This window comes from Nocardiopsis dassonvillei, assembly GCF_964273065.1.
GTDB lineage: Bacteria > Actinomycetota > Actinomycetes > Streptosporangiales > Streptosporangiaceae > Nocardiopsis > Nocardiopsis dassonvillei_B.
Map to the genome: position 1 here is coordinate 4,982,600 of NZ_OZ186815.1, position 24,722 is coordinate 5,007,321.

18 protein-coding genes are annotated in these 24,722 nt (G+C 73.7%); 13 read left to right on the plus strand and 5 right to left on the minus strand.

What is annotated here, in order from left to right:
- Positions 1 to 178 precede the first annotated feature (178 nt).
- From ACSUPR_RS22325 to ACSUPR_RS22345, 5 genes are all read left to right on the plus strand, one after another.
- On the plus strand, positions 179 to 1,018 hold the full coding sequence (locus tag ACSUPR_RS22325) for a phosphotransferase (protein ID WP_436886661.1): 840 nt from the start codon (positions 179 to 181) through the stop codon (positions 1,016 to 1,018).
- A gap of 83 nt (positions 1,019 to 1,101) precedes the next feature.
- Positions 1,102 to 1,704, plus strand: coding sequence for a TetR/AcrR family transcriptional regulator (locus tag ACSUPR_RS22330; RefSeq protein ID WP_436886662.1), 603 nt, complete (start codon positions 1,102 to 1,104; stop codon positions 1,702 to 1,704).
- 76 nt (positions 1,705 to 1,780) lie between these two features.
- Positions 1,781 to 2,281 carry a hypothetical protein gene (locus ACSUPR_RS22335; RefSeq protein ID WP_436886663.1) on the plus strand — a complete coding sequence of 167 codons (501 nt, stop codon included), beginning with the start codon at positions 1,781 to 1,783 and terminating at the stop codon, positions 2,279 to 2,281.
- Positions 2,278 to 3,918, plus strand: coding sequence for an amidohydrolase (locus ACSUPR_RS22340; protein ID WP_436886664.1), 1,641 nt, complete (start codon positions 2,278 to 2,280; stop codon positions 3,916 to 3,918). Before ACSUPR_RS22335 ends, ACSUPR_RS22340 begins: the two co-directional genes overlap by 4 nt.
- 258 nt (positions 3,919 to 4,176) lie before the next feature.
- On the plus strand, positions 4,177 to 4,614 hold the full coding sequence (locus tag ACSUPR_RS22345) for a hypothetical protein (RefSeq protein ID WP_436886665.1): 438 nt from the start codon (positions 4,177 to 4,179) through the stop codon (positions 4,612 to 4,614).
- Between the two features lie 178 nt (positions 4,615 to 4,792).
- On the opposite strand, the gene ACSUPR_RS22350 is transcribed toward ACSUPR_RS22345, so the two are convergent.
- Positions 4,793 to 5,260, minus strand: coding sequence for an Lrp/AsnC family transcriptional regulator (locus ACSUPR_RS22350; RefSeq protein WP_436886666.1), 468 nt, complete (start codon positions 5,258 to 5,260; stop codon positions 4,793 to 4,795).
- Between the two features lie 164 nt (positions 5,261 to 5,424).
- Here ACSUPR_RS22350 and ACSUPR_RS22355 point away from each other — a divergent pair, with 164 nt between their 5' ends.
- The 5 genes from ACSUPR_RS22355 (at position 5,425) to ACSUPR_RS22375 (ending at position 12,303) form a co-directional block, all read left to right on the plus strand.
- Complete coding sequence (locus tag ACSUPR_RS22355; protein WP_436892100.1) at positions 5,425 to 7,014, plus strand: alpha/beta fold hydrolase; 1,590 nt, start codon at positions 5,425 to 5,427, stop codon at positions 7,012 to 7,014.
- Between the two features lie 79 nt (positions 7,015 to 7,093).
- Entirely contained in the window at positions 7,094 to 7,933 is an 840-nt protein-coding gene (locus ACSUPR_RS22360) for a GNAT family N-acetyltransferase (RefSeq protein WP_436886668.1), read from the plus strand.
- Between the two features lie 30 nt (positions 7,934 to 7,963).
- Positions 7,964 to 10,081, plus strand: coding sequence for a phosphate acetyltransferase (gene pta, locus ACSUPR_RS22365; protein WP_436886669.1), 2,118 nt, complete (start codon positions 7,964 to 7,966; stop codon positions 10,079 to 10,081).
- A 54-nt stretch (positions 10,082 to 10,135) separates the two neighbouring features.
- Positions 10,136 to 11,356 (plus strand): multidrug effflux MFS transporter, encoded by a 1,221-nt coding sequence (locus ACSUPR_RS22370; RefSeq protein WP_436886670.1) that lies wholly within the window; start codon positions 10,136 to 10,138, stop codon positions 11,354 to 11,356.
- A gap of 422 nt (positions 11,357 to 11,778) precedes the next feature.
- Positions 11,779 to 12,303 (plus strand): ATP-binding protein, encoded by a 525-nt coding sequence (locus ACSUPR_RS22375; RefSeq protein WP_436886671.1) that lies wholly within the window; start codon positions 11,779 to 11,781, stop codon positions 12,301 to 12,303.
- 138 nt (positions 12,304 to 12,441) lie between these two features.
- Here ACSUPR_RS22375 and ACSUPR_RS22380 read toward each other — a convergent pair whose 3' ends face one another.
- From ACSUPR_RS22380 to hisS, 4 genes are all read right to left on the minus strand, one after another.
- Positions 12,442 to 13,284, minus strand: a complete 843-nt coding sequence (locus ACSUPR_RS22380; RefSeq protein WP_436886672.1) for an AMP-binding protein — start codon at positions 13,282 to 13,284, stop codon at positions 12,442 to 12,444.
- A gap of 386 nt (positions 13,285 to 13,670) precedes the next feature.
- The gene (locus ACSUPR_RS22385) at positions 13,671 to 16,217 is read right to left on the minus strand and encodes a LuxR C-terminal-related transcriptional regulator (protein WP_436886673.1); all 2,547 of its coding nucleotides are present in this window, start codon (positions 16,215 to 16,217) and stop codon (positions 13,671 to 13,673) included.
- Positions 16,218 to 16,365: 148 nt separating this feature from the next.
- On the minus strand, positions 16,366 to 18,819 hold the full coding sequence (locus tag ACSUPR_RS22390; protein WP_436886674.1) for an ATP-binding protein: 2,454 nt from the start codon (positions 18,817 to 18,819) through the stop codon (positions 16,366 to 16,368).
- A 177-nt stretch (positions 18,820 to 18,996) separates the two neighbouring features.
- The gene (hisS, locus tag ACSUPR_RS22395; protein WP_436886675.1) at positions 18,997 to 20,325 is read right to left on the minus strand and encodes a histidine--tRNA ligase; all 1,329 of its coding nucleotides are present in this window, start codon (positions 20,323 to 20,325) and stop codon (positions 18,997 to 18,999) included.
- Between the two features lie 725 nt (positions 20,326 to 21,050).
- Here hisS and ACSUPR_RS22400 point away from each other — a divergent pair.
- The 3 genes from ACSUPR_RS22400 to ACSUPR_RS22410 all read left to right on the plus strand — a co-directional run bounded on the left by ACSUPR_RS22400 (position 21,051) and on the right by ACSUPR_RS22410 (position 24,538).
- Entirely contained in the window at positions 21,051 to 21,671 is a 621-nt protein-coding gene (locus ACSUPR_RS22400) for a GTP-binding protein (RefSeq protein WP_436886676.1), read from the plus strand.
- A 109-nt stretch (positions 21,672 to 21,780) separates the two neighbouring features.
- Positions 21,781 to 24,078, plus strand: coding sequence for an accessory Sec system translocase SecA2 (gene secA2, locus ACSUPR_RS22405; protein ID WP_436892101.1), 2,298 nt, complete (start codon positions 21,781 to 21,783; stop codon positions 24,076 to 24,078).
- Positions 24,079 to 24,268: 190 nt separating this feature from the next.
- Positions 24,269 to 24,538 carry a DUF6406 domain-containing protein gene (locus tag ACSUPR_RS22410; RefSeq protein ID WP_436886677.1) on the plus strand — a complete coding sequence of 90 codons (270 nt, stop codon included), beginning with the start codon at positions 24,269 to 24,271 and terminating at the stop codon, positions 24,536 to 24,538.
- Positions 24,539 to 24,722 lie beyond the last annotated feature (184 nt).

Consider the following 24,722-nt stretch of genomic DNA (forward strand, 5'->3'; position numbering starts at 1 on the left):
CCGTTTGCAACAGGGGATCCGGGAGTTGAAAACCTGGAATCCAGATTTCTTCTGGCGGGGGAGCCGAACCGTTCGGGTGTGTCCGGGGGAATCGGCCCCGGGACGGGGCCGGAACGGGCAGGATGGCGCGGCGGGGGAGTGGTCACCCCGCGTCACCGTCGTCCACCGAAGGAGAACAGTGTTCCTCCCGGCCCCGTCCCTGCCCGACCTGGACTCCTGCTGGCTGCGCGCCGCCCACCACCTCGGCGCGCGCCCGGACACCGCCGTCCCGCACCCGGGTTCGGGTGGTCACACCCGCAGCGGCCCGGTCACCACCGCCGAAGGGGAGCCCGGCTGGCTGCGGATCTGGTGTGCGCCCGAGGCGGAGGGCGCCGTGTGGGAGGGGCCGGTCCTGGCCGCCCACCTCTTCGACGGGCACGTCCCGCGCCCGGCGCTCCTGGCCGAGGCCGCCTGGGACGGGGAGGACGGCGACCGCTGGGCGGTGCAGGCGCACCTGTACGAGCGGCTGCCCTCGCCGCCCCTGTCACCGGGGCCGGTGCTGCACCGGGCACCGGAGCTGTCCGGACAGTGGTGGGGGGACCTGGCCGAGGCCCTCACCTCGATCCGCGGGGTTCCCCCGCACCCGGAGCGCACGGTCGTCGACCAGGGGTACGTCCACCGCATCCCGGACGTGCTGCCCGAACTCGCGGGCGAGGACCTCACCGTCGAGCGCTGGGAGACCGCCCACGGCGACCTGCACTGGGCCAACCTCACCGGGGAGCCGCTGCGCATCATCGACTGGGAGGGCTGGGGCACCGCCCCGGCGGGCTTCGACGCCGCCCTGCTGTACACGTACGCGCTGCCGGTGCCGGACGCCGCCCGCCGCGTGCGTGCGGAGTTCGCGGACCTGCTGGACACCCCGTCCGGCCGCCTGGCGCAGTTGGCCGTCGCCGCCGAGGTCGTCCAGGCCGCCGCCCACGACGACCCCCACGCCCACCTGGAGCCGTTCGTCCGACAGCACCTGAGAAGCCTGCTCTGACCGGAGCCCGCAGTCGATCCGGGCCTTGTGAAAACGAGCGGCGCTCGTTTAATGTGGCCCGACCGACCCCCGAGGAGGCCGACGTGGGACGCCCCCGCACCCCCCTGCTGAGCCGGGAGCGCATCGCGCGCGCGGCCCTGGAGATGGTCCGCGAGCAGGGCGACTTCACCGTCGCCGCGCTCGCCGCGCACCTGGGCGTGCGGGTCTCCTCCCTCTACAACCACGTCCGCTCCAAGTCCGAGATCATCCAGGCCATCCGCCGCGACCGCATCCTCCCCGTACTGGAGCGGCTCCGGGACGAACCCGACCCCCGGCGCCTGCTCGAACTCCTCGTCCGCGACTACTACGAGTTCCTCAGCGGGGTCCCCCAGCTCATCCCGCTGCTCATCTCCGAGCCCGTCCGGCAGGCGGAGATGCTCGCCTACTACGACCTCATCGCCCGGTCGATCACCCGCATGGGCGTGCCCGAGGAAGAGGTCATGCCCGCCCTCGGCCTGCTGGAGGGCTATGTGCTCGGCGCCGCCATGGACCTGGGGTCGGAGCCCTTCGACCCCAGGGACATGGACGGGGCGCCGCACCTGCGCGGCGCCCTCGCCCACCGGGACGCCGCCGACCCGCTCAGGCTCCGCTCCTTCGAGACCGGCCTCGCGATCGTGCTCCGCGGCCTGGCCGCGGGCTCCCGCTGAACCGTCCCGCGCCCCGTCCGCGCCTCCCGCTCGGGCACCCCCCGTCGCCGGTCCCCGCCGGCAGTGAGGAACCCCCTTGAACCCCTCCCCGGGCCCGCGCCCCCTGCTGGGCCTCATGTCCGCTTGGGTCTACGCCCTGCTGCCCGCCGGCCTCGTCCCCGCGATCATCGCCCGCCTCGTCGGCGGACTCGGGGTGGGCCTCGAACCCGCCGGGGCGACCGCCACCGCCATGACGATCGCCGACGGCGCCGCCGTCCTCGGGTCCCGCCGCCTGGCCGAACGCGGCCACCGCACCGCGACCGCCCGCGCCGGAGTGGCGGTCCTGGCCGGCGCGTCCGCCGTGGGCGCGCCGTTCCCCGGACCGGCGGTCGCCATGGCCGCGATCGTGGTCGGCGGGCTCGGCTCCGGTCCGGTCGTCGCCGCCGCGACCGCGCACGAGGACCCCGACCGCGCGACCACCGCGGCCATCATCGTCAACCGGCCGGCCGTCGCCGCCGTACGCGCCGAGAAGGCCGGCGCGCACACCGCTTCCACCGCTTCCACCGCTCCGCAGACCCCCGAGGAGATCGCACCTTGACGAACATCCTGATCCGCGACGGCGTCCTGTTCTCCGGCGGCCGCCTCCTGGACGCCACCGCCCTGGCGGTCCGGGACGGCCGGATCGCCGCCGTCGGCACCGAGGAGGAGGCCCGCGCCGCGGCCGGCCCCGGCGCCCGGACCGTCGACGCGGCGGGCGGCCTGGTGACGCCCGGATTCGCCGACGCCCACGTCCACGCCTGCTTCGGCGGTGTGGAGGCTGCCCGCTGCGACCTCACCGGCGCCGACTCGGCGCAGGAGTGCCTGGACGCGGTCCGCGCCTACGCCGACTCCCACCCCGACACCCCCGGCGGCTGGGTGCTGGGCGGCGGCTGGGCCATGTCGTGGTTCAGCGGCGGGACCCCCGCCAAGGACCTGCTGGACGCGGTGGTCCCCGACCGCCCCGTGTTCCTCATCAACGCCGACCACCACGGCGCCTGGGCCAACAGCCGGGCCCTCGCCCTGGCCGGCGTCGACGCCCGCACCCCCGACCCGGCGGACGGCCGCATCGAGCGCGACGCCGACGGCACCCCCTCGGGCACTCTGCACGAGGGGGCGATGGACCTGGTCGGGCGACTGGTCCCGGCCACGACGGCGGAGGAGTGCGGGGCGGGGATCCTCACCGCGCAGGAGTACCTGCTCTCGCTGGGGGTGACCGCCTGGCACGAGGCGATCGTCGGCGACTACGCCGGATACCCCGACATCGCGCCCGCCTACCGCGCCCTGGCCGCCGCGGGGCGGCTGCACGCCCGGGTGACCGGTGCGGTGTGGGTGCCGCGGGACCTCACCCCCGACGGCGTGGACGCCTTCGTCGCCGACCTGCGCGTCCGCAGGGAGGAGGGCGGACCCGGCCTGCGCCTGGACACCGCCAAGATCATGGTCGACGGGGTCGCCGAGAACCGCACCGCCGCCCTGCACGACCCCTACCTCGCCCCCTGCGGCTGTGGCGGCCCCGAACGCGGCCTCGCCTACTTCGGCCCGGACCTGCTCGACGCGCTCGTCCCCGCGCTCAACGCCGCCGGGATCGCCGCGCACTTCCACGCGATCGGAGACCGTGCCGTGACCACGGCGCTCGACTCCGTCGCACGGGTGGAGCCCGGGCACCGGGCGGCGGTGCGCAACCACCTCGCCCACCTGCAGGTCGTGGACCCCCGCGACGTCCCCCGGTTCCGCGAGCTGGGGGTGACGGTCAACATGCAGGCCCTGTGGGCGTGCAACGAGGAGCAGATGACCGAGCTGACACTGCCGCTCCTGGGCCCCGAACGCGCCCGGTGGCAGTACCCCTTCGGGTCGCTGGCCGCCGACGGCGCGGAGCTGGCCATGGGCTCGGACTGGCCGGTGTCCACCCCCGACCCCTGGCAGGCACTGCACGTCGCGGCGACCCGCCGCGCCCCGGGGGACGCCGGCTCCCCGCCGCTGGAGGCGGGGGAGGCGCTGCCCCTGGCGCGGGCGCTGGAGGCCTACACCGCCGGGTCGCACCGGCTGCTCGGGTTCGGCGACGCCGGGCTGCTGGAGGCGGGGAGGAGGGCGGACCTGTGCGTCGCGGACCGCGACCCCTTCGCAGGGCCGCCGGAGGACGTCCACCTCACCCGCAACCGGCTGACCGTCCTGGGCGGCCGGATCGTCCACGGCGGGTGAGCGGAGCCCCGCCCCGCCCCCAGCCCCGCCTCCCGCCCCGGCCCACCCCCGCCCGCCGCGGGGCTAGGGTCTGTTTTTTGAGTGCCGTCCTGTTCCGCGGGGGGTGTGTGAGGCGCCGGCGGGGTTCGGCAGGCCCGGAGGGGATGTCCGGGGAACGAGGGCGTTCCCGTAGGGCCGAAGGTTCCCGCCTTCCGGGGGTGCCGAACGCGAACCGAAGCGGAGCGGAGGTTCAAAAAAATACGGCCTAGGGTCGGGCGCATGATCGAGGAACTGTGGGCCGCGGGGGAGATGCCCTTCCGCGACGGCCTGTACCGGCCGGACGACACCGCGCTGGAGGCCGACGCCCCCGGGCCCGGCGCCTACCACCCGGACGCCGGGCGGCCGATCCCCTTCCGCCTGGGCGGGCCGATGGACGTGGCCCGGGCCCTGGAGGAGGACGGGGCCAACGGCGCCGACCCCTGGTTCGAGTCCCCGCTGCCGGACGGCCGGGGGTGGCTGACCGGCGGGGGCGGCGGGATGGGCAACATCGGGTTCCTCGCCCGCCTGGGCCCCGACCGATCCCTGCGGTGGGTCCTGCCCCTGTTCCACTCCAACCCCTTCACGGGGGTGCGCTACGAGGGGGAGACCGCCGTGGCGGTCAACGACTGGGGCAACCTCCTGCGCCTGGACCTCTCCGCCGGCCCGCTGCGCGCCTGAGCGCCGGCCGCCGGCCGGACCGGACGGCGACGGCCCGGCACAGGGCGGCCCGCCCCCGTTCCGGGCGTGTCCGGACACGGGCTCCGGCCGTTGCGGTCGTACAGGACCCACCGGGTGCCGTCCGGGCTCGGCGGGGGAGGGTCCGGAGGGCGGGCCGCACCCCTCCGGGTCCCCGGGCTCAGCCCGGGTTCTCGCCGCTCCCGGCCAGGATGGGCTGGTCGACCAGCCGGGACAGGACCAGGGTGCTCTTGGTGCGGACGACGAAGGGCTCCGCGCCGATGCGCTCGATGACCTCCTCCAGGTGGCTGGTGTCGCGCGCCCGTACCTGGACGATGGCGTCGGCCTCTCCGGTGACCGTGCAGGCCGAGGTGATCTCGGGGTAGCCGGACAGGCCGGTGCGGATCTCCCCGGGGGAGGTGCGGGCCCGGCAGTACAGCTCGATGAACGCCTCCGTGGTCCAGCCGATCGCCTGGGGCTCCACCACGACGGTGAACCCGCGCACCGCTCCGGACTCCACCAGCCGGTCCACCCGGCGCTTGACGGCGGACGGGCTGAGGCCGACCTGGCCGCCGATCTCCGCGAAGCTCATGCGCGCGTCCGCGCCGAGGATCGAGATGATCCGCTCATCGACACGATCAAGACGCATTGTGCCCCTTTGTCCACTTCTGATGTAGGCGGTCAAATGTTACCGGCACCTCCCCAGGTGAGCGGCCGTGTCGCTTCCTGTCGTCACTGAAGGTAACGGAGACAATTCATGAGGCCGCGACACCTGGACGAGGGAGTGGACACGTGCGAGCACCGGCTCTGACCATGATGTCGGGGGCCCTCATGGCCTCCCTGGTGGCGGCCCCGGCCCCCGCCGCCGCACAGGCCTTCGGCCTGGCCCCGGAGCGGCCCGGGAGCACCCGCATCGACCAGAAGGCACTGCGCTGGGAGCCCTGCGAGGACCTGGAACCGCTGGGTGACGAGACCCTGGAGTGCGCCACGCTCACCGTCCCCCTGGCCCACGGCGGGCCCGGCGGCGGCGACACCGTGCGGATCGCCCTGTCCCGGGTGCGCGCCACCGGGACCGCCGAGCACACCCTGCTGGTCAACCCCGGCGGCCCGGGCAGCGCCGGGCGCCGGTGGGCCTCCCACACGCACCGGCGGATGGCGCCGGAGCTGCGCGAGGTCTACGACGTGGTCGCCTTCGACCCGCGCGGGGTGGGGGCCTCCACCCCCAGGATCACCTGCGACCCCGCCTACTTCACCGCCCCGCGGCCCGACGGCGTCCCCGAGGACGACGCGGCCGAGCAGGCGCTGCGGGCCGACGCCGAGGAGTACGCGCGCTCCTGCGCCGAGAACACCGGCCCGCTGCTGGACCACATGCGCACCGAGGACCTCGCCCACGACATGGACGCCATCCGGATCGCCCTGGACCTGGAGGAGATCGACTACCTGGGCTACTCCTACGGCAGCTACCTGGGCACCGTCTACTCCGCCCTCTACCCGGACCGGGTGCGCTCGCTCGTCCTCGACAGCGTGGTCGATCCCGACAACCCCTGGTACGAGAGCAACATGCGCCAGAACCTGGCCCTGGACCGGTCGGCCCGCGGCTTCTTCGCCTGGGTCGCCCGCCACGACGACGTCTACGGCCTGGGCGCCGACGCCGACACGGTCGAGAAGGCCTACTACGCACTGCGCTCGGAACTGGCCGCCGACCCCGTCGACGGCGTGGTCGGACCGACCGAACTGGAGAGCGCCGTCATCGTCGTCGCCTACAGCGGGGCCACCTGGCCGAGCGTGGCCGCCGCCCTGTCGGACCGCATCACCGGGGACGACCCCGCCGCCCTGAAACGGCTCCACGAGGCCTACGGGGAGAAGCCCGACGCCGACACCGACACCTCCTACGGCGGCTACCTGGCGGTCCAGTGCACGGACGCCCCCTGGCCGGGGGACTGGGACACCTGGCACCGGGACACCGAGCGGGCGCACGCCTCCGCGCCCTTCGTGAGCTGGCACAACACCTGGTACAACGCCCCGTGCTCCACCTGGGAAGCCGAGGCCAAGGAGTGGTTCCAGGTCGGGGAGGGCCCCTACCAGCACCCCGCCTACAAGGGCGACGCCCTCATCGTGCACGCCACCGGGGACGGGGCCACCCCCGTCGAGGGCTCCTACTCGCTGCGAGACCGGCTGCCCGGGTCGGCGCTGGTCATCGAGGAGGGCGGGCTCACCCACGGGGTGGCCCTCACCGGCAACGTCTGCGTCGACGAGATCACCCGCGACTACCTGCTCGAGGGCACGCTCCCCGAGCGCGTCCCGGGCGAGGGCCCCGACGCCGTCTGCCAGGGCAGGCCCGAGCCGTCCCCGCGCACCGCACAGGGCATGCCTCTGGTGGATCGCCCCGGGACGTCCGGGTGAGGGTGGAATAGGCTGGAAGCGGCGCGAACGGACCTGATCCCGCCGTCGGAGGCGACGGCGGGCGGATGGGGGAGATGCGATGCTGCGGACCTCACCGGTGAGGATTCTCGGCGAGCGCGACAGGGAGGCCGTGTACGCCCTCCTGGACGCGGATCCGGTGGGGAACGTCTTCGTCGCCTCCCGGCTGATGACCGCGGGGATCTCCGCGGGCAACGGGACCGAGGTGTGGGGCCACGTCGAACACGGCCGCCTCACCGCCCTCTGCTACTCCGGGGCCAACCTGGTCCCCGTCAACGCCGGCCCCGCGGCGATCCGCAGCTTCGCCGACCACGCCCGCTGGCGGGGCAGGCGCTGCTCGTCCATCGTCGGCCCGGTCGAGGCGGTCAGCGACTTCTGGCAGCAGGTCACCCCGTCCTGGGGCCCGGCCCGTGCCATCCGCGCCCGCCAGCCCGTGCTGGAGATCTCGACCGAGCCCGCCGTGCCCGCCGACCCGCTGGTGCGCCGGGTCCGGATGTCCGAGCTCGACACCCTCGTGCCCGCCTGCGTGGCCATGTTCACCGAGGAGGTCGGCGTGCCGCCGGACTCCGGCGACGGCGGCGCCCTCTACCGCGCCCGTATCGAGGAGCTGGTGCGCACCGGCCGCGCCTTCGCCCGCATCGAGGACGGCCGGGTCGTGTTCAAGGCCGAGGTCGGCGCGGCCACCCCGCAGGCCTGCCAGATCCAGGGCGTGTGGGTGCACCCCGACCTGCGCGGGCGGGGCCACTCGGTGCCGGGCATGGCCGCCGTCGTGCGCCACGCCCTGGCCGAGATCGCCCCGCGGGTCACCCTGTACGTCAACGACTACAACACCCCGGCCCGGGCGGCGTACCAACGGGTCGGGTTCCACCAGGTCGGAGAGGTCATGTCGGTGCTCTTCTGACCTTTCCCGTACCCGGAGGGGGCCACGACGGTGCACGGTGTCTACATAGCGTCCAGCGACGCCGAGGGCGACAAGAGGCCGGTCGCGCTCGGCCTGGCGGAACTGCTGGCGGGGACCGTCGAGTCCCTCGGGGTCTTCCGGCCCGTGGTCGACGGGGGCGAGCGCGACCCGCTGGTGGAGACGGTCCGCCGCAGGTTCGGGGTCGCGGCCCCCTACGAGGAGTGCGTCGGTGTGGCCTACGACCGGGTCCACGACGACCCCGAGCAGGCCATGTCCGAGATCGTCGCCGCCTACGGCGCGCTGGCCGCCGACTGCTCCGCCGTCATCGTCATCGGCACCGACTACACCGACGTGGCCACCCCCACCGAGTTCGCGTTCAACGCCCGGGTCGCGACCAACCTGGGCACCCCCGTGCTGCTGGTGCTCTCCGGCCGCGGCCGTTCCGAGGAGCGGGTCCGCGGCGCCGCCGCGGTCGCCGCGGCCGAACTGGAACGCGAGCACGCCGCCCTGCTGGGCACCGTCGTGGGGCGGGTCGAGCCCGAACGGGCCGACGGGATGCGCGCCGCCGGGCCATGGTCGGTGGTGCCCGAGGTGGCCGGCCTCACCGTGCCCACCGTCCGCGACATGCAGCGGGCCTGCGGCGGGCGGCTGCTGTTCGGCGAGGACAAGCGCACCGGCCGCGAGGTGTCGGGCATCCTCGTCGCCGCCATGTCCCTGCCGCACATCCTGGACCGGATGCGCGACGAGAGCGCCGTCATCCTCCCCGCCGACCGGGCGGGCGCGGTCCTGCCGGCCCTCATCGCCGCCCACCTGTCCCCGGACTTCCCCGCGATCGCGGGGGTCTTCCTCACCGGCGACATCGACGCCGACATGCCCGAACCCGTCTGGCGGCTGCTCGCCGGGATGCACGTGCGGGTCCCGGTCATCGCCACCGGCCTGGACACCTTCACCGCGGCCACCCTGCTCGCCGAGGTCCGGGGCGGCGGCGCACCCCTGCCCGACCACAAGGTCGAGTCCGCGGTGGCCGCCTTCGACTCCGGAGTGGACGGGCACACCCTGCTCGAACGCCTCCAGGTGGCCCGCACCGACACCGTCACCCCGCTCATGTTCGAGTCCGCCCTGCTGAGCCGGGCCCGCGCCGACCGGCGCCGCATCGTCCTGGCCGAGGGCACCGAGGAGCGGGTGCTGCGCGCCGCCGACCTGGTGCTGCGCCGCGACGTCGCCGACCTCACCCTGCTCGGCGACCCCCGCGAGATCCGGGCCCGCGCCGCCGACCTGGGCCTGGACGTGGCCGCCGCCGACCTGGTCGACCCCGAGTCGTCCCCGCTGCGGGACGAGTTCGCCGCGGAGTACGCCGGGCTGCGCTCCCACAAGGGCGTCACCGAGCAGCTCGCCCGCGACACCGTGGGGGAGGTCTCCTACTTCGGCACCCTCATGGTCCACCTGGGGTACGCCGACGGCATGGTGTCCGGTGCGGTCCACACCACCGCGCAGACGATCCGGCCGTCCTTCGAGATCCTGCGCACCTCGCTGGTGTCCAGCGTCTTCTTCATGTGCCTGGCCGACCGGGTCCTCGTCTACGGCGACTGCGCCGTGGTGCCCGACCCCACCGCCGAGCAGCTCGCCGAGATCGCCTCGGCCTCCGCCGACACCGCCGCCCGCTTCGGCGTGGACCCCCGGGTCGCCCTGCTGTCCTACTCCACCGGCGCCTCCGGCAGCGGAGCCGACGTGGACAAGGTGCGCGCCGCCACCGACCTGGTCCGCGAGCTCCGCCCCGACCTGCCGGTGGAGGGCCCCATCCAGTACGACGCGGCCGTGGACCCGGGGGTGGCCCGCACCAAGCTCCCCGACAGCCGGGTGGCCGGGCGCGCCACGGTGTTCGTCGTCCCCGACCTCAACACCGGCAACACCCTGTACAAGGGCGTCCAGCGCAGCGCCGGGGCGGTGGCCGTGGGCCCGGTGCTCCAGGGGCTGCGCCGCCCGGTCAACGACCTGTCCCGGGGCGCGACCGTGCGGGACATCGTCAGCACCGTCGCCATCACCGCGGTCCAGGCCCGGGCCGGGGACGGGCACCGGGAGGTTTCGCACACATCGGTGTCAGATGGGGGCTCGGGACCGGTCCGCGGCACTCCGCCCCGTCTAGTCTGAGGTCGGCCCGCGGCGCCGACGGCGCCCTTTCGTCCCCTGTCCCGAGAGAGCGCGATGACCCTGCGGAACCCGACCGGCCGAGCCCGCCTGTCCCTGGCCTTCCTCCTGGCCGCCCTGGCCGTGCTGGGACCGCTCAACATCGACATGTACCTGCCCGCGTTCCCGGAGATCTCCGCCGACCTGGGCGCCGGGGCCTCGCAGGTCCAGCTCAGCCTCACCACCTGCCTCGTCGGGCTGGCGCTCGGCCAGTTCGTCGTCGGCCCCCTCAGCGACGCGTACGGCCGCCGCGGGCCGCTGCTGGTCTCCCTGGTCCTGTTCGTGCTGGCGTCCGCGGTGTGCGCCCTGGCCCCGAACATCGCCGTGCTGGTGGCGGGCCGCTTCCTCCAGGGGCTGACCGCCTCTGCCGGGGTGGTGCTCTCCCGCGCGGTCGTCCGCGACGTGTTCGACGGACACGAGCTCACCCGGTTCTTCGCCCTGCTGATGGTCATCAACGCGGTGGCGCCGCTGGTGGCTCCGGTGGTCGGCGGGGCGCTGCTGTGGCCCTCCTTCACCGGGTGGGAGACCGTGTTCTGGGCCCTGGCGCTGCTGGGCGTCGCCATCGTCGCGGTCACCGCCCTGCGCCTGCCCGAGACCCTGCCCCGTGAGCGGCGCGCACCGGGCACGGTCGGCGGCACCCTGCGCAGTGTCGGGGGGCTGCTGCGCGACCGGGTCTTCCTGGGGTACGCGCTGGTCACAGGCCTGCTGCACGGCGGCAGCTTCGCCTACGTCGCCGGGACGCCCTTCGTCTACCAGGAGCTGCACGGGGTGTCACCGCAGGTGTTCGGGGTGCTGTTCGGGATCAACGGGATCGCGATCATCGTGGGCAGCTGGGCGGTGGGCCGGTTCTCCCCGCGTCTGGGGGAGCGGCGCCTGCTGGTCACCGCGGTCGCGGTCGCGGTGCTGGCCACCGGGGTGCTGCTGGCCGCCACCCTGCTCCAGGGGCCGCTGGTCTCCCTGGTCGTGCCGATCTTCGTCTACATGACCTGCATGGGCATGATCCTCACCGGCTCGTTCGCCCTGGCCATGGAGGGGCAGGAGCGCCGGGCCGGCAGCGCCAGCGCGCTGCTGGGCGCGCTGTCCCCGCTGTTCGGCGCGGTGGTGGCCCCCCTGGTGGGGCTGGACGAGACCACGGCGGTGCCGATGGGGGCGCTGCTGTTCGGCACCTCCGCCGCCGGGCTGCTCGTCCTGTTCGCGATGACCTCGCGCCGCACCCGCGTCCCCGTCGCCGAGGGCTGACCGAGGGCCGGGGGCGCGCCGCCGGGTGCGGGCCCGGAGAGCCGCTCCCGGGGAGGCCCGCGGGCGGGGGACCGTATCCCGATCGATGTCGGAGGGAAGCGAAAACGTGGTGTTCGAATGGATTGCTTTCCGTTTTATGCGCTTTGTTGATTGAATGATCGGTTCACGGGATTCCATGGAGACCTGCCTCCCCCGGTCGGAACCCCGTTCCGGGTATTGCCAACGTGTTGCATGTCACATGGTCGTGCCTGGGATGTGGACTGTTTCCTTTGTCTGTATCGGGGAGGACACGTGACGGGGTTTTGTGGCCGATCCCGGACGTCGTGAAGGCGGGTGTGCTGTTCTTGAGTCGGCACACCCTTGTCTAAGGTGAGTGCAGGCGGCGCAACCCGCGCGCCCGTGCGGGTGATTGGAGTGACCGGATGGCTGAGGCGAGGCAACTCCGGGAATACGTGCCCGCGGAGGTACCCGGGAGCACGGCACCCGCCCCGATCGAGGGCGGCGACCTGAGCGGTGGTGCCACCGACCACACCGTGTGGAGCTGCGCGGGCAACCTGACCGCGGTCCGCTCCGTCCGCGCCCGCGTGCGCGACTTCCTCGCACGCATGGGCCACTCCGAGAGCATCCTGGACGACGCCGAGCTCGCCGTCAGCGAACTGGCCACCAACGCCCTGCTGCACTCCCGCTCGGGACAGAGCGGCGGGGTCATGACGCTGTTCATCCGCTCCGACGGCACCCGGCTGCGCGTGGCCATCGCCGACCAGGGCGAGCGCGCGGGCGAGGGCGGGCACAGCCGCGAGGACGGAGACGACTTCGGCCGCGGCAAGCTCATCGTCGACAGCTGCGCCACACGCAGCGGCGAGTACTGGAGCGAGGCCACCCACGTGGCCTGGTTCGAGATCGAGGACCCGCAGCCGGGCCTGGCCCTGGACCAGGACACGGTCTAGCGGAGCGCAGGCCGCCCGACCCCCTCTCCGATCCCTCACCCGCCCGTCGCCCCCGCCCCCGGCGGACGTCCTCCGCGCGCGGGTACCTCCCGCTCCCGCCCCCGGAACCCCGCCGGCGCCGTGCGCCCGCGGCGCGGGTCAGGCGGGCAGTCCCGGAGCGGCGACCCGTTCGGGCTCGGGATCGCAGCGCACCGTCACCCGGCGCCCCTCCGGAACCGGGCAGTCCGCTCCCGCCACCACACAGGCCCCCGTCCACAGCGCCAGCGCCACCAGCGCAGCCCGGGTGGCCTCCTCACCGTGCTCGCCCACGGAGACCACGTCCTCGGCGGTCAGCTCCAGCCGCTCGCGCAGCGCGGCGAACCGCGCCATGAGGTCGCTGTGCGGGTACAGCGTCGTCAGCAGCCCGGCCCCGGTCTCCTCGTAGCCCAGGATGCCGTTGTCGAACAGCCCCCGCGACGGGCTGTAGCCCGTACCGTCCGGGCTGGGCCGCAGCAGGTCGTCGAAGGGCGTGGTCCCCAGGGCGTCGCCGAACGCGATGACCTGCCGCACCCGCGAGCGGTCGGCCAGCTCCAGCGCGACGGGCACCAGGTCGGCGCTCACCATCAGCAGCCGGGCGTCGGTCTCGGCCAGGGCCGCGCACTGCACGTCCGGGTCGGAGGCGGGGGACAGGGGCAGGGCTCGGCCGCCCACCGCCATCACCGTGTAGGTGGCCAGGAACCGCTCGGGCGAGACCGGGGCCAGCACACCGACCACGTCGCCCAGGCACAGGCCCCGCTGGCTCAGCCCGGCGGCGGCCCGCTCCACGGTGGCGGCGAAGGCCAGCGCGTCCACACGGGACCGCTTGCCGCGGATGGTGCCCCCGCGCCCCTGGCGCAGGCGCAGTCGTTCGCACAGGCCACCGGTCAGCGAGCCGATGGGGTCGTCCCGGCGCGGCAGGTTGCGCCCCGGTCGTCCGGTTCCAGAAGACAGCCCTACCCCCATGTGTTCCCCCAGTTCACCCTGGCCGCGGTGATACCGCCATCCGGGCTCGTCACGCCCCCTCCACGTGGCGAGCCCGGCGGCGCCGCACCGGCCGGTCCGAGCGAGGTCCCTCCCCAGGTTCCACCTCGCGCCGGTGCGGGTTCCCACCGGCCCCGGGCGTCCTCCCGGGGCTGACGGTCCGCCGGGATCCCGGGGTTCGGTTCGGGGCCGGCGGCCGCTGTGGGCCGCGCGCGCCCGCGTCACCGAAATGCCGCGATCGCGTGCGTTCCATGGCCTGAAGCCTAGCGCGTTCACGGTCGGATGCACATGCATATTGCTATGCAGATGCATATGTAGATTCGGTGCGCAGAAGTGATGGGAGCCCTATTCGGGGGGCGGGAGAACCGTCAGCCCCGGCCCCCGTGGCTCTGTATCCACGCCGCGATCTGGGTGCGCGAATGGAACCCCATCTTGCGGTTGATGTTGGCGATGTGCCGGGCCGCGGTCGCCGGACTGATGAACAGCGCCCGCGCGATCTCCGGGTTGCTGCGCCCACCGCTCACCAATCGGGCGACCTCCAGCTCGCGGCGGGTCAGCCGCTCCTGCGGCGGCGTCCGCGGCGGGGGCGGCAGCGGTGCCGCGGGGGTCCGGGCCGTGCGGGGTGCCCGGGCGGCCGTCTTCCGGGCCGGGCTCTTCGTGGGCGCGCTGCGCCGGGACGGCGGCCTGCGCACCTCCTCGGCCAGGCGCTCGGCCTCCCGGACGGCTTCGGCGGTGCCCAGCTCCCTCCCCTTCTCCCACAGCGCCACCAGGCGCCGTTTCCGGCGCCGCGTCTTCTCCTCGTCGCCGAACGGCCAGGGCGCGGCGGGCGAGGACAGGCCCAACTGCTCGCGCACCTGCACGGCCGCTCCGGCGATCCCGCAGGCCGCGTCGCGCATCCCCACCGCGAAGGCGACCCGGGCGATCGCGACCAGCGCCCGCCCCACCTCGCCCCGCTGCCCGGTGGCGTGGCTCAGCAGCAGGCCCTCGCCGAGGTAGTCGCAGGCCTGCTCCACCCGGCCCTGGGCGTACGCCACCCGGCCGATCCCGGCCAGGCAGCGGGCCTCCTCCGCCGGGGCACCGATCAGCCGCTGGGTGTCCAACGCCTCCCGGTAGCACCGGTCGGCCGTCACCAGGTCCCCGCCCGACTCGGCCGCGCGGGCCTGGCCGATGAGGGTGACCCCCACCCCCCACCGGTGGTCGATCCCGCGCAGCAGGGTCAGCGCCGCGTTGTAGTGCTGGTCGGCGGTCTGGTGGTCGCCCTGCTGGGCGGCCAGCGCACCCCGGGTGCCCAGGGCGATCGCCTCGCCCCACAGGTCGCCGGACTCGCGGCACAGCCGCAGGGCCTCCTCCACCCGCACCGCCGCCCGGTCGGGCACCCGCTCGCGCACCTCCACCAGCGCCAGCAGGTTCAGGGCGGTGCGCACGAACATCTCGTCGCCGGACTCCCGGCACAGCCGCAGCCCCTCCTCGCCCAGCGACAGCGCCAGGGCGTGGTCGCGGCGCACCCGCGCCAGCTGGGCGCGGCCCACCAGGGCGCGCGCCCGTGAGGGGGCCTTCTCCGCGTCCTCCAAGCCCAGCAGCAGGTCCATCAGGTGGGCGCCCTCGGAGACGTCCTGGTGGCTCACCCAGTGCGCCACCAGGCTCGACGCCAGCCGCAGCCCCGGCTCGGCCCGCCCCTCCCGGTGCGCCCAGCGCAGCAGCGAGCGCAGCGTGGCGTACTCGGCGAGCACCCGGCGCCGTCCGGCGTCGCGCTCGCTCCACGGCATGGCCCGGCTCGACTCCAGCCGGAGCCCGAGGTCCTCGGCCAGCCGGGTCATCCGCTCCAGCAACCGCTCCCGGAACACCCCGTCCTCGCCCGCCTCGGCCAGCCGCGCGGCGGCGAACACGCGCACCGCCTCGGGCAGCCGGTACCGAAGCCGCCCCTCGAACTCGCCGGTGACGGTGATGAGCGACCGGTCCAGCAGCGACGCCAGCAGGTCCAGCACCCGTTCCCGGGCCAACTCCCCGTCGGCGCACACCTGCTCGGCCGACTCCAGGTCCCAGCCGCGGAACACCGACAGCCGCCGCAGCAGGATCCGCTCCGGCTCGGGCAGGGCCCGGTACACGAAGTCGAGGACGATCGGCAGCGCCTCGCTGCGCGACACCGCCTGCCCCGGGCCCGGCTGGAACTCGGGTGAGGCCAGGTGCGCGCGCAGCCCCTCGGCCAGCGCGCCCACGCCGGTTCCCGGCGCACTCCCGCCGAGGACCTCGATGCCCAGCGGCACCCCGCCGGCCAGGTCGCACAGCACCGCTGCGGTCTCCAGCTCCTGCCGGGACGGCGCGAAGCGGGGGTCGCGGATGCGCGCCCGGTCCAGGAACAGCCGCACCGCCTCGGAGTCCGCGGGGTCGGGGGGCGGGCCGTTGCGCGAGGCCACCGGCAGCGCCATGGGGGTCATCCGCCACACCGTTCCGCCCGGCAGCCTCACCGGCTCCAGCGCGGTGACCAGGATCGACACCTCCGGGCAGGCGGCCAGCAGGGTCTCGCCGATCTCGGTGACCACCTCCGCGACGTGGTCGCAGGAGTCCAGCACCAGCAGCAGCTTCCGGTCGCGCAGCGCTTCGACCACGGTCGTCGCCAGCGGCTGCCCAGGCTCCTCCACCACGCCCACCGCGTGCGCCACCCGGGTGTGGACCTCCAGCCCGGTGTGCGCGTCGGCCAGATCCGCCGCCCACACCCCGTCGGGGAAGGAGGCCGTGGACTGCTCGGCCACGCGCAGGGCCAGCCGGGTCTTGCCGATCCCCTCGGTACCGCACAGCGTCACCGAGCGACTCGACTCGAGCAGCCGCAGCAGGCTGCTCAGATCCCGCTCACGGCCCACGAAGCCGGTGCCCGGCCGAGGGAGGTTGTGCCGCGCGGGCGCGGTCAGAGGTGCCATGGCCTTCACATGTCGGGGCGGTCGGGGGGAGGTCCTCACCGTGGTGGGGTTGCTGGCAAGGGGACGGCGTCGTAGGGGGGAGGTCGGAATCTCTGTCTTAGCGTCTGCGCGCGCGGTGTGCAAGTGCGCTCGGAGCGTGCCGGGCCGTTCATGCCCGGTCCCGGGCGGAAGCCCAGCCGGTCAGCTGGGTCCGGGAGGAAATAGAGAGTTTTCTGAAGATGTTCGCGATATGCCGGGCCGCCGTGGCCTGGCTGATCGTCAAACGCTCCGCGATCTCCCGGTTGGACAGCCCCTGCTCGACCAGTTCGGCGATCTCCCGCTCCCGCGGGGTGAGGGTGACCGGCTCCGCGGGCCTGTCCGAGGCGCGGGGGAAGGCCAGGGCACGGTCGCGCACCTGCTCCAGCGGCAGCGACCGCCAGGCGTTCCAGGCGTCGGCGGTCCGGGCCGGGCCCACCCGCCGCTCCACGGCCGCCCGCAGCCGCACCGTCTCCGCCGAGGGCCGGTCCAGTGCCGTCCGCAGGTCGGCGGCCACCCCCGCCAGCGCGGCGGCCCGCTCGGACTCCTCCTCGGCCAGCGCCAGCTCGCCCAGCGCCTCCAGCGCCCGGGCCACCGCGATGCGCTGCCCGGAGGTGAAGCTCACCCGCAGGCAGGAGGCCAGCGGCTCGCGCGCCCGGAGGATGTGGCCCTGGGCCAGGTAGAGCCGGCCCAGCTCGCGCGAGCAGTGCGCGGTGGCCGGGGCCGCGCCCAGCTCCTCGAAGACCGCCAGCGACTCGGCGAACAGCTCGCGGGCCCGCTCGAACTCGCCCCGCTCGGCGTCGATCGACCCCAGCACGTGCAGGCAGCGCGCCACGCTCCACCGGTCGTTCAGCTTCTCGCCCAGCTCGATGCAGTGCCGCAGCAGCTCCACCGCCCGCTCCGGCTCCCCGCGCCGCCGGGCCAGCTGGGCCAGCACCCCCAGGGCGGTGGTCTCGGTGAGCGGGTCGCCGTCCTGCTCGGCCCAGGCCAGGGCGCGCTCGGCGTGCCCGCGCCCCTCGTCCAGGGCGTTGGTGCGCAGTGCCAGCGCCGCCATGGTGGCCAGCGCGGAGGCCGCGGCCCCCGCCTCCCGGCAGGCCCGCGCGGCCTCCAGGGCGCACATGGCCAGTGTGGACACCCGCGGTGCCACGTCCAGGTCCAGGCGCAGCTCGGCCTGGAGCGCCAGCGCGCGGGCCCGCAGCTGCGGCGACTGGCCGTCGGGGTCGGCGGCCAGCACCGTCTCCAGGATCCGGCCGCCCTCCGCGGCCAGGTCGCGCACCAGCCAGTACGGGCGCAGCGCCACGCACACCCGCAGCGCCTCGTCCACCCGGCCCCGCGACAGCGCCCACCGCACCACCCGGGCGTGGTTCTCCCGGTGGTGGTCGAGCAGGCGGAAGTGGGCCAGCCGCTCCGACCAGCCCAGCGGGGAGCGGGCGCTCTCTGCGGCCGCCTCCAGGCGGGTGACGCAGAAGTCCAGGTAGCGGGACCAGCGCTCGTCCTCGCCGCCTTCCGCGGCCAGGTGCTCGGCGGCGTAGGCGCGCACGGTCTCGGTGAGCCGGTAGTGGGCGGTGCCCTCGATCTCGGCGTCCACCATGATGAGGGACTTGTCCAGCAGGGAGAAGTGCAGCGGCAGGATGTCGGCCGGGTCCACCCCGTCGCCGGCGCACACGTCCTCGGCGGCCTCCAGGTACCAGGTGCCGAACACCGACAGGCGGTGCAGCAGCGCCCGCTCGGGCTCGCTCAGCAGGTCGTGGCTCCACTCCAGGACCGCCCGCAGCGTGCGCTGGCGCGGCGGCAGGTCGCCCGATCCGTCACTGGTGAGCAGCTGGAACCGGTCGTCCAGGCGGCGCAGGATCTGCTGCACCGACAGCACCCGCACCCGGGCCGCGGCCAGCTCGATGGCCAGGGGCATGCCGTCGAGCAGGCGGCAGATCTCGGCGATGTGGCCGGAGTTGTCCCGGGTCATCTCGAACCCGGAGCGGGCCGCGTGCGCCCGGGTCACGAACAGGCGCACCGACTCGTAGCGCTGGGCGTCGCGCCGGGGCAGCGGCGCCGGGTCGGCGGAGTAGGGGTCGGTGGGGGTGGGCCGGGCCGGCAGCGACAGCGGCGGCACCCGCCAGATGCTCTCCTCCGGTATGTGCAGCGGCTGGCGGCTGGTCGCCAGGACGCGCACCCGGGGGCAGTCGCGCAGCACCGCCCGGCACAGCCGCCCGACCGGCTCCACCGCGTGCTCGCAGGTGTCCAGGAACAGCAGGAGGCTCTGGGTGCGCAGCGCGGTGATGACGGCCTCCGTCATGGTGCGGCTGTCGTCCTCCACCGCCTGGAGGACGCCGGCCACCGCACGCAGCACCTGGTCCTCGGTGGTGGCCTCGCTCAGGTCCACGAAGCGCACCCCGTCGGGGAACCGGCGCATCACGCGCTCGGCCAGGTGCAGGGCCAGCCTGGTCTTGCCGATCCCGCCGGTTCCGGTCAGCGTGACCATCCGGGCGGTGCCCAGCAGGCGGCCCAGGTCGACGATGTCGCGTTCACGGCCGACGAAGCGGATGAACTCGCCGGCGGACAGGGGCAGGTTGTGGCGAGGAGGAGACATGGCCTCGATTACTAGGACACCGGACGGCCCGCGCCACGGGTCCGTCCGGACCCGGGGCCGCGGAGAACAGCCGCGACCAGTGTCGCACCTCTCCCCGCGGCCTGTCCCGGGAATGGCCGGTTCCGGCACGAGCGGTCGGAAACCGCCCATGCCGGTCGCATCCGCGTCGCGGAGCGGCTACGCTGTGCGGTCGCCGGGAGACCAGGACGCCGGGTCGGCCGCGCTCTGCTCGCCGCTGCCCATGTCCTTCACCTCGTGGCCGCCGTCCTCGCCGAAGGGCGGGAACCACACGAAGGGGATGCCCTTCTTGGAGGCGTACTGGATCTGCTTGCCGACCTTGGCGGTGGAGTGGAACACCTCGGTGTTGAACCCGCGCGAGCGCAGCAGCTCGCCCACCGCCAGGGCGTCGCGGCGCCGCTCGGCGTCGGGCACCACGACCATCACGTCGGTCGGGCAGATCCGGCCGCCCCCGATCCGCCCCTCGGCGACGAGCTTGGCGAAGATCCTGGTCAGGCCGATGGAGATGCCCACGCCCGGCAGCCGACGGCGGATGAACTGCCCGGCCAGGTCCTCGTAGCGGCCGCCCGCGCAGATGCTGCCGTAGCCGGGGTCGTCGTCGAAGGACGCCTCGTAGACCGTGCCGGTGTAGTAGTCCAGCCCGCGGGCGATCGACAGGTCGGCGACCACCGCGCCCTCGGGCAGGTCGGCCAGGTCGTCCAGCACGAACGACAGCTCCTCCAGGCCCTCCTCCAGCAGCGGGGAGGACACGCCCAGCGCCCGCACCCGTGCGGGCACCTCGGCCCCGGTGCCGCGCACGCGCGCCAGCGCCAGGCAGGCGTCGGCCTGCTCGGAGGTCAGCCCGCCCCCGGTGAGGATCTCCCGGACGCCCCCGTCGCCGATCTTGTGGAGCTTGTCCACGGCCCGGATGACCATGATCGGGTCCTTGACGCCCAGGCCCTCGTAGAAGCCCTGGAGGACCTTGCGGTTGTTGACGTTGAGCGTCCAGGCCGGGATGTCCAGCCCGCTGAGCACCCGGTGCACGATGCGCGGCAGTTCGGCGTCGAAGTGCAGCGGCACGGAGTCGACGTTGATGACGTCGATGTCGCACTGGGTGAACTCGCGGAAGCGCCCCTCCTGCGGCCGCTCGCCCCGCCACACGCGCTGCATCTGGTAGCGCTTGAACGGGAACGTCAGCTCGTTGAAGTGCTGGGCGACGTACCGGGCGAACGGCACCGTCAGGTCGAAGTGCAGCCCCAGCCTGGCGTCGGAGTCGTCCTTGGGGTCGGCCTGGAGGCGGTGCAGGGTGTAGACCTCCTGGGAGGTCTCGCCCTTGGCCGTCAGCACGTCCAGGTTCTCCACGGACGGGGTCTCCACGGACGCGAAGCCGAAGGACTCGAATCCGGCGCGGATATGGTCCAGCCAGCGCTGCTCCACGGACCGGACCTGGGGGGTCCACTCGGGGAAACCGCTGATCGGGGCTGGGCGGACGACGCGCTGATCGGACATGCGGAGTTCTCGGCTCCCTGGAAGTCGTGCGGATGCGCGGCTCCGCGACGGGCACGGGCCGCTTTCGGGGGTGGCCCGCACTGCGCGGGCCTGCCCATCCTACGGCCAGGAGCACCGGTGGCACGGCCGCCACCGGCCCACGTGGACGGTTGTGGGCCGGTGGGGGCTCCGGCGGAGGTCGGGCGCTGCGGCCCCGACGTCGAAGAGCGGGACGTCGGTTCGCCGGTCGCGCGTCCGGGAACGCCGCCGACGGCTCCCGCGGTGCGGTCGGGTGCTCGTGCCAGGAGTCGGTTCCGCGACCGCGTGCATCGTGCGGGTGCCCTGCTCTCCACCGTAGACGCCGGGGACGGTGGCGGACAGGGATCGGCGCGGCCGGAAGCGGCCGAAAACGGCCGCTCACAATGTCGTAAAGTCCTTCTCCCGGGGTAGAGTTCTGTGCTTACCTGATCACTCTCGGTTCCCGGCGGGGGACGGATCGCCACCGGCGCCTCAGGGGGCACTGTGGCCCTTCGTGCTGCCCGGGGCCCGCCCCCGGAGAGTGTGAGAAAGCGGACCCGTGCGGCCACTGCGCCAAAACGCCGTCCAAAACGGCCGTCCGGTGTTAGGTTCCAGGGGCGGCGACCCTGTGGGGGTTCGGACCCGGGACCGCCGTGCCCCTCGGAAGACCGGGCCGCGCGAGTCGTACTCGTCCGTGCGGACCCGGCACTCTCGCTAGGACTGTGACTGTGATAGATCCAGCCAACACCACGAACGACGTTCAAGCACCCGGTGCACTGTCCACGAAGATCATCATCGCCGGGGGATTCGGCGTGGGTAAGACCACGTTCGTCGGCGCCGTCTCGGAGATCCCCCCGGTGCGGACCGAGGCCGCGGTGACCGCCGCCAGCGCCGGGGTCGACGACCTCTCGCACACCCCGGACAAGACCAGCACGACGGTGGCCATGGACTTCGGCCGCATCTCGCTGGACACCGACCTGACCCTGTTCCTGTTCGGCACCCCCGGCCAGCAGCGCTTCTGGTTCATGTGGGACGACCTGGTGCGCGGGGCGCTGGGGGCGGTGATCCTGGCCGACACCCGCCGCCTGGAGGACACCTTCCAGGCCCTGGACTACTTCGAGCGCCAGTACCGGCTGCCGTTCGTCGTGGCCGTCAACGAGTTCGACCCCGACGCTTCCATGTACAGCGCCGACGACCTGCGCGACGCCCTCGACCTCACCCCCGACGTCCCGGTCGTGCGCTGCGACGCCCGCGACCGCAGATCCGTCGTCCGGGTGCTGGTCACCCTCGTCAAGCACGCCATGGCGGTGGAGGCGCGCCAGCGCGGCGACCGCCAGCTCGTCTACTGACCCGGGGCACCGGTCGGCCGCCCCCCGCGCGACCGGTGACCGGAGCGTGTCCGTCAGGGGGGCTTGTGGGGTGTGTGTCCGGCGTTACCCTGTGGTGGTGTTCGGACGAATGGCGGAAAGCGTGCGCCGTCTGCTGGGGAAGCCCGGCGCGGTGGATCTGCGGCCTTATACCAAGCTCCTGTCGGCTATCGAGGCCGAGGAGGATGGCCTGCGCGAGCTCGGTGACACCGAGCTGACGGACAAGGCCATCGAACTCGGCACCGGAGACCTCCCCTACGGGCGCGACGACCTCGTGTCGCTGTGCGCGGTGGGCCGCGAGGCGGCCCGGCGCGCTCTCGACGAGCGCCCCTTCGACGTGCAGCTGCTGGGCGTCATGGCGCTCCTCGACGGGCACGTGGCCGAGATGGCCACCGGTGAGGGCAAGACCCTGACCGGTGCACTGGCCGCCGCGGGCTTCGCCCTGCGCGGCCGGCGCGTCCACGTCATGAGCGTCAACGACTACCTGGCCCGCCGCGACGCGGAGTGGATGAAGCCGCTCTACGACATGCTCGGCGTCACCGTCGGGTGGATCACCGAGGAGTCCACGCCGGAGCAGCGGCGCGAGGCGTACTCCTGCGACGTGACCTACGCCCCGGTCAGCGAACTGGGCTTCGACGTGCTGCGCGACCGCATGGTCACCGACATCGCCGACCGGGTGGTCCCCGAGCCGCACGTGGCCATCATCGACGAGGCCGACTCCGTGCTCGTGGACGAGGCCCGGGTGCCGCTGGTCCTGGCCGGCGCGGCCGAGCGGGTCGACGCGGACGTGGAGCTGGCCGACGTCGTTCGCGCCCTCAAGCCGCGCATGCACTACGAGATCGACGGCGAGGGCCGCAACGTCCAGCTCACCGACGCCGGGATCGACGCCGTGGAGAAGGCGCTGGGCGGCGTGGACCTGTACTCGGAGGAGGAGACCTCCCTGCTGCCGCAGGTCAACCTGGCGCTGCACGCCCAGGTGCTGCTCCAGCGCGACGTCCACTACGTGGTGCGCGACGGCGAGGTCCGGCTCATCAACGAGTCCCGCGGCCGCATCGCCCTGCTCCAGCGCTGGCCCGACGGCCTCCAGGCGGCGGTCGAGGCCAAGGAGAAGGTCGCGCTCAGCGAGACCGGCGAGGTGCTGGACTCCATCACCGTCCAGTCGCTGATCCTGCGCTACCCGACCCGGGCCGGGATGACCGGTACCGCCATGTCCGTGGCCGAGCAGCTGCGCGAGTTCTACGAGCTCGAGGTCGCGGTCATCCCCTCCAACAAGCCCAACATCCGCGAGGACCACGGCACCCACCTCTTCGCCACCCGGGAGGAGAAGGAGGACGCCCTCCTGGAGGAGGTCGAGACGGTGCACGCCACCGGACGGCCCATCCTCATCGGCACCCAGGACGTCGCCGAGTCCGAGCGGCTGGCCGAGCGGCTGCGCAAGGCCGGCCTGGAGTGCGTGGTCCTCAACGCCAAGAACGACGCCGACGAGGCCGCCATCATCGCGGAGGCGGGTACCCACGCCGCCATCACGGTCTCCACCCAGATGGCCGGGCGCGGCACCGACATCCGCCTGGGCGGCAGTGACATGGCCGACCGCGACCGGGTGGTCGAGGCCGGGGGCCTGTACGTCATGGGTTACGGCCGCTACCCCAGCAGCCGCCTGGACGGCCAGCTGCGCGGCCGCGCCGGGCGCCAGGGCGACCCGGGCGACTCGGTGTTCTTCGTCAGCATGGACGACGACCTGGTGGCCAACAACGCCACCGAGACCTCCGGCTACACCACCGACGACCGCGGCGAGATCACCGACCCGGCCTGGCTGGCCATGGTCGACCACGCCCAGCGGGTCGCCGAGGGGCAGCTGCTGGAGGTGCACCGCAACACCTGGCGCTACAACCAGCTCATCGACGTGCAGCGGGACGTGGTCCTGGAGCACCGGGAACTGGTCCTCAGCGGCGACGAGGGCGACCGGCACATCAGGAAGGACCGGCCCGAGAAGCACAAGGAGCTGGTCGAGGAGGTGGGCGAGGAGGCGGTCGCCGACGCGGCCCGGCTCATCACCCTTTACCACCTGGACCGCGGCTGGACCGACCACAACGCGTTCCTGTCCGAGCTGCGCGAGGGCATCCACCTGCGCTTCCTGGGCCGCCGGGACCCGCTGGACGAGTTCAACCGCGACGCCGTGCCGGTGTTCAAGGGCTTCCTGGACGAGGCCCGGTCGCGGGCCGCGGAGAGCTTCGAGGAGCTCGAGGTGGAGGACGGCGCGCTGGACGTCTCCGAGGTGGGGGTCAAGCGCCCGTCGATGACCTGGACGTACATGGTCCACGACCACCCGTTCAGCTCGGCCCTGGAGGCCGTCGCGGGACGCATCAAGGGGCTCATGGGCAACAGGTAGTTCCCCGGGGTTCGCCCCCCTTGTTTTCCCCCGTGCGGGTCGGGACTTTGGTCCCGGCCCGCACTTACTTTTGTCGGCTACTCTTCTGAAAAGCCTCTGCGACGGTGGAATCGCCATGCGCAATTGACCTGAGCGGGTTAACATGGCTGCGTTTTCCAGGAAATCCGAGACGGTTGGGACAGAAACTGCTGTGGTCCACGAAATCGGCGCGCAGGAAAAGATCAGTTACGGACGCAACGACCGCTTCCTCGGCGGTCCGGTGGGCGGCGGCCAGTTCTGGATCGACGAGGAGGGCCGGGCGGTCGCCAAGATCGGCGGTCCCAAGGAGTGGCGGCCCACACCGATGATCGACGTCCGGGTGGGCGACGTGTTCAGCGTCGGCGGCCAGGTGTGGAAGGTCACCGATATCGTCGACGCCGAGGCGCCCTCCGCTTATCTGCTGGCCACGCGCATTAGTTGAGAAGTCCCCCGCCCGCGGAGTCCGGCGGGATCCCCCATGTTTGCTTGCGCCGGGAATCGCAACCCGCTGCAACCTTTCGCCGAAAGGTCGCACCGGGTGACGGTTCCCGGTTTTTCGCGCGGGGGCCTTTTCTCCCGGTGAGCGCCCGGTGACGTTGTGCCCCGATGTCGTCGCAGGTCACGGG

Coding starts and splice junctions, on each gene's coding strand:
- hisS (WP_436886675.1), bottom strand. CDS start 20,325: ATGTCCGATCAGCGCGTCGTCCGCCCAGCCCCGATCAGCGGTTTCCCC.
- ACSUPR_RS22355 (WP_436892100.1), top strand. CDS start 5,425: ATGATGTCGGGGGCCCTCATGGCCTCCCTGGTGGCGGCCCCGGCCCCC.
- ACSUPR_RS22380 (WP_436886672.1), bottom strand. CDS start 13,284: ATGGGGGTAGGGCTGTCTTCTGGAACCGGACGACCGGGGCGCAACCTG.
- ACSUPR_RS22390 (WP_436886674.1), bottom strand. CDS start 18,819: ATGTCTCCTCCTCGCCACAACCTGCCCCTGTCCGCCGGCGAGTTCATC.
- ACSUPR_RS22385 (WP_436886673.1), bottom strand. CDS start 16,217: ATGGCACCTCTGACCGCGCCCGCGCGGCACAACCTCCCTCGGCCGGGC.
- ACSUPR_RS22350 (WP_436886666.1), bottom strand. CDS start 5,260: ATGCGTCTTGATCGTGTCGATGAGCGGATCATCTCGATCCTCGGCGCG.
- ACSUPR_RS22345 (WP_436886665.1), top strand. CDS start 4,177: ATGATCGAGGAACTGTGGGCCGCGGGGGAGATGCCCTTCCGCGACGGC.
- ACSUPR_RS22370 (WP_436886670.1), top strand. CDS start 10,136: ATGACCCTGCGGAACCCGACCGGCCGAGCCCGCCTGTCCCTGGCCTTC.
- ACSUPR_RS22375 (WP_436886671.1), top strand. CDS start 11,779: ATGGCTGAGGCGAGGCAACTCCGGGAATACGTGCCCGCGGAGGTACCC.
- secA2 (WP_436892101.1), top strand. CDS start 21,781: ATGGCGGAAAGCGTGCGCCGTCTGCTGGGGAAGCCCGGCGCGGTGGAT.
- ACSUPR_RS22360 (WP_436886668.1), top strand. CDS start 7,094: ATGCTGCGGACCTCACCGGTGAGGATTCTCGGCGAGCGCGACAGGGAG.